Below are 4,587 nucleotides of genomic sequence, written 5' to 3'. Positions count from 1 at the left end.
CGCCTGTGTTGAAAGCTTTTTCCACTCAATGAAAGTAGAAGCCGTCCAATACGAGCCGATAATGACCCGAGAAGAGATGCGCCAAGCGCTTTTTGAATACATTGAAGTTGATTATAATCGAACAAGAAGGCACAGTGCTCTTGGGTATCTAAGCCCAGTTAACTTTGAAAAACAATATGTAGCTTAATGCGGTGTCCAGTCTAACTGGAGCAGATCACATTAAGAAATGAACCTTACTAACACGGAAGCTAATTAAGCGAAAAACGGGCTACGCGAGATGCCTATTTCGATGAAAAGTCTTTGGGAAATAACAGGTGTATAGCTAGAACGAAGAACCGAGTTTTTAGACCAAAACGCTTTTCTGCCCTTTGCAAACTAACGCTAAGCTAAGTGGCTAACAAACCTGCCACCCACCTCAATTTGAGCACCTTAATCACAAAACTAAACCGAACTGAAAATGCCGAGCGTTTGTTAGTCCGTCTTAAGCGTTTTGTTAGTTTGCTACCGCGATAAACCCAAGGTTTAGCGCCAAGGTGCTGAATTGACAACCAAACTACTGGCTTTGAACGCAGATGTAAAATTGAAAACGACAGAACTCAAAACCAACCAACAAAACGAGCTTGGCTAAGAAGACTTTCATAGATGCCGACAACCGCAAATGCAATTTTCAATGCTCACACTCAACTTTCAAAACCAAAGAAGCAGCGCGCAAGAACATTAAGAAATGAATCTTACTAACACGAAAGAAATGAGTAACACGGAAGCCAATTAACCGAAAAACGGGCTACGCGAGATACCTATTTCGCTGAAAAATCTTTGGGAAATAACAGGTGTATAGCTAGAACGCAGAACCAAGCTTTTAGACCAAAACGCTTTTCTGCCCTTTGCAAACTAACGCCCAATTAAGGGGTGAACAACGCCGCCACCCAAACCTAAAGCATTGTGCCATAAACACTAAATTTGAAGTAGAAGCAAAAATGCCTTGCGTTGTGAATCCCTCTTAAATTGCTTGTTATGTTTCAGGATACATCTCACGAATTAGATTCAGTGATAAAGTCCCTTCGTTAACAAGTGGGGAAATTGTGTCTGTCATCTTGATTTGCTGCCAAGCTTTTGCATTGGTTTTAAAATCAGCAAAATACGTCACATTGTCTACTCTTCGAAAATGTCGGAACCATACACCCAACTCTGGAACTGGAGTTTTTATATAGTTATAGTCACCAGATACAGTGCAAACGGCAAATGGAAAGTGATGAGAGATAATCAGAACTTTATCACCGACCTTCATTTGGTTTGCAAAAGCGACATAATCTTTTTGGTGTTGAGGAATCTTATCCAATTCTTCAAACTCTAAATCGCCTACGCGCTCAGCAAAATCTAAACCAATAAATCCTGCGGATAAGCTTTGTGCAGAATGAAAAGCTGAATTCCCAGAATCATCTGGGTGTAACTGCATACGCCAATACGCCATACCTACCTCATTTTAAGAAATTTGAACCTGAAACATAACGAATGACATGGATTCCCCCCTTCCGAGGATCTGCCACACTTATGTGGTACTTAATTGCACCGGAGGCACCATGTCTGATTTTTCTTATTTCTGCGGTATCGACCTAGCTAAAAACCACTTCAGTCTTCATGCCGTAGACAAAAATGGTAAGGTCATACTTCATAAGTCGGTAACTCGCTCTAAACTACTGACTACAATAGCAAATATGCCACTCATGCGTATAGGCGTTGAAGCGTGTGGTGGTGCACATTATTGGGCAAGAACACTCAATAAACTTGGGCACGACGCCCGCATTATGGCCGTTAAATACGTAATTCCTTATCGAACTAAAGGAAAGAACGACCTTAATGATGCTGTTGCCATATGCGAAGCTGTTCAGCGTCCATCAACTCGCTTTGTACCCGTAAAATCCCCCGAGCAACAAGCCATCTTATCGGTACATAGAATGAGAGAGCATTGGGTTCGTGAACGCACCGCGCTTATGAATCGCATGCGCGCCCTACTCTCTGAGTTCGGGTTAATCATTCCTGTTGGCCGCTCTTCATTAATGAAACACGTTCCCTTAATGCTTGAAGATGCAGAAAATGAACTGCCACATCTCGCAAGAACGGTGATTGCCGATGCTTATCACCACCTTGGAGAGTTGAATCAACGTATCGCCGATACTGAACAAGTCTTCGAGTCTTTTGCTAAGGTCAGCGCTAATGTTCAACGAGTGATGAAGGTTCGTGGCATTGGACCGCAAACCGCTACTGCGATACTTGCTTCGATAGGCAATGGTTCTCAATTTGATAAAAGCCGTGATTTCTCTGCTTGGCTAGGACTAGTACCAAAGCAATATTCGACGGGAGGAAAGCCTCGCTTAGGTCGGATAACCAAACACGGCGACAAATACTTGCGAACACTATTAGTTCACGGGGCAAGGACAGTCATTGCTAACCTTGGCGACAAGCAAGATAAGCTAAGCTAAGTCAGTGGTGTCGAGGCGTTCTAGAACGAAGAGGAATGAACCGAGCGATAGTGGCACTTGCCGCGAAGAACGCACGAATTATATGGTCGCTTTTACACAATCAAACCGAATATGAAAACTATGCTGCTTAAGTAGAAACCTAAGCAGCATAAAGAGTTAAACCCACCGGGTCATTGCAGACGCTAATGATGGCGATAGGTTAAGACCACTTGCGGAGAGCCTGTTAATGCGGCGGACACACTAGATGTCATCTAACGAATAAGGCACCGCAGTCGCGCAAGTCATCAGGGCCACGACGTATGCGAATCGTCGATAAGTAGGCCGAATGTAGAGCGGCAGTCCAAAACCCATCAACATAAGTTTAGCGGATGTTTGACAACCGGGGGAATCCATGTAGCCCTGTTAAGGTGTGAGCAACGCAATACTAAAGCTCCTGCATACCACCTTAAACACAAAACGCAACGCATAGCAAAAATGCCACGCGTTGCGAATCACTCTTAAACAGATTGTTAGGCACAAACTGCGTTGGCTTTTAACCTATTATTGAAGTGTTCATGAGCAGAATCAGATACATCGCAGCCTAAGTATTTTCTAGACAGGTTGTTCGCTGCTATTAATGTGGAACCTGAACCGAAAAATGAATCTGCAACAACATCGTGTTCAGAAGAGCTTTGCTTAATAAGAACTTCGAGAAGGTCCACCGGCTTCTCTGTAGGGTACCCGCGCCAAACCCGTTTATACTCCAATACATCAGGAATACTCAGATCGTTCAGCTTTCTTTTGCCTTTTTCAAAGAATAGAATAAATTCATAGCGTGCTCGATAGTGATACCCCATACCAATAGCACATTTATCCCAAACAATTGGCTTCCAAAATTTAAACCCTACTTGTTCAGCTATTGGTTTGACAACAAACATTGTTTCTTGATCACAGAACAAATAGAAATGAGAACCCTTTTTCAACACTCTATAGATTTCCGTAAATAACTCTTCAAATCTAGTATTCGGAAAAATACTAAACCACTGGTTGCTTGATGATTTACTTTCTTTCAGACGAGTCGTAGTACCGATTTTTCTGTGTTTTTCTAGAGACTCATAAGGTGGATCTGTAATAAAAAGGTCAACACTAGAGTCATCTAGTGTTTTAAGCCAATCTACTGCATCCATTTGATAAGTTTGTGACATTAAATTGCCCTGAGATACTCAAACCGAGTAACTTAGCATAATAAAGCAGATACGACGAAGCCGTATCTGCTTTTTTACACTAATTACATTTAGGGTCGCTTGCTTCACAATGAAGACTGCGGCATTCGCGACAGTAAGACTGAACGCGAACAGTACCATCACCCATATTTCTTAAACCAAACAATTGTTCAACTTGTTCAGCATTCGTAGCGACAGTATGACACCCACGGCATGGACAACGAGCTTGAGTTAAGTCTGGCATATGATTTACTCCTTTAGTTTCATAACCACACCATACATATAGGCAATTATTTTAATATCAACTGGTGGCATAATTTATTTTTGTGCCTAACGCTAAGCTAAGTGGCTAACAAACCTACCACCTAACCCAATTTGAGCACCTTAATCACAAAACTAAACCGAACCAAAAATGCCGAGCGTTTGTTAGTCCGTCTTAAGCGTTTTGTTAGTTTGCTACCACGATAAACCCAAGGTTTAGCGCCAAGGTGCTGAATTGACGACCAAACTACTGGCTTTGAACGCAGATGTAAAACTGAAAACGACAGAACTCAAAACCAACCAACAAAACGAGCTTGGCTAAGAAGCGACATGCGCCAGACAACTACGGTTTGAAGGACTAAGCTGGCAAAGGATTCGTTCGATGAGCTTAACAGCCAAGTGCGCCAAAGCCAGTTAAGAACAACTTAGCCGCAACGAAAAAGAAACCGCACCACAGAACGTAGCGAAAAAGTTAGAACCCGTAAACGACTAACCCACCACAAACACTGCACACACAGTGCCACCGGAAAGTTCGTGAGATTAGAAAACGAACAGGTGTATAGCTAGAACGAAGAAACCAGCTTTTAGACCAAAACGCTTTTCTACCCTTTGCAAACTAACAGCTATTAGACGGTAAATTTCTA

4 protein-coding genes and 1 pseudogene are annotated in these 4,587 nt (G+C 42.5%); 2 read left to right on the top strand and 3 right to left on the bottom strand.

What is annotated here, in order from left to right:
- A partial coding sequence (locus L4B77_RS19480) for an IS3 family transposase (RefSeq protein WP_429752483.1) occupies positions 1-187 on the top strand: 187 nt, incomplete at its 5' end.
- A gap of 825 nt (positions 188-1,012) precedes the next feature.
- Here L4B77_RS19480 and L4B77_RS19475 read toward each other — a convergent pair.
- Positions 1,013-1,471, bottom strand: coding sequence for a hypothetical protein (locus tag L4B77_RS19475; protein ID WP_332201852.1), 459 nt, complete (start codon positions 1,469-1,471; stop codon positions 1,013-1,015).
- 109 nt (positions 1,472-1,580) lie between these two features.
- Here L4B77_RS19475 and L4B77_RS19470 point away from each other — a divergent pair.
- Positions 1,581-2,611: pseudogene (locus tag L4B77_RS19470) on the top strand (IS110 family RNA-guided transposase).
- Between the two features lie 378 nt (positions 2,612-2,989).
- On the opposite strand, the gene L4B77_RS19465 reads toward L4B77_RS19470, so the two are convergent.
- A complete protein-coding gene (locus L4B77_RS19465; protein ID WP_429752481.1) occupies positions 2,990-3,664 on the bottom strand; it encodes a DNA-methyltransferase in 675 nt (224 codons plus the stop codon).
- A 79-nt stretch (positions 3,665-3,743) separates the two neighbouring features.
- Positions 3,744-3,926, bottom strand: a complete 183-nt coding sequence (locus L4B77_RS19460; RefSeq protein ID WP_429752479.1) for a hemagglutinin — start codon at positions 3,924-3,926, stop codon at positions 3,744-3,746.
- Between the last annotated feature and the right edge of the window lie 661 nt (positions 3,927-4,587).

It is taken from the genome of Vibrio minamisatsumaniensis, from assembly GCF_050337445.1.
GTDB classification, from domain to species: Bacteria; Pseudomonadota; Gammaproteobacteria; order Enterobacterales; family Vibrionaceae; genus Vibrio; species Vibrio artabrorum.
The sequence above is the reverse complement of the archived record's forward strand: the minus strand, read 5'-3'. Positions and strand labels throughout refer to the sequence as shown.

Bases quoted from the DNA above. Each gene is read 5' to 3' on its own strand.
- L4B77_RS19465 (WP_429752481.1), bottom strand. From the start codon at position 3,664: ATGTCACAAACTTATCAAATGGATGCAGTAGATTGGCTTAAAACACTA.
- L4B77_RS19475 (WP_332201852.1), bottom strand. From the start codon at position 1,471: ATGGCGTATTGGCGTATGCAGTTACACCCAGATGATTCTGGGAATTCA.
- L4B77_RS19460 (WP_429752479.1), bottom strand. From the start codon at position 3,926: ATGCCAGACTTAACTCAAGCTCGTTGTCCATGCCGTGGGTGTCATACT.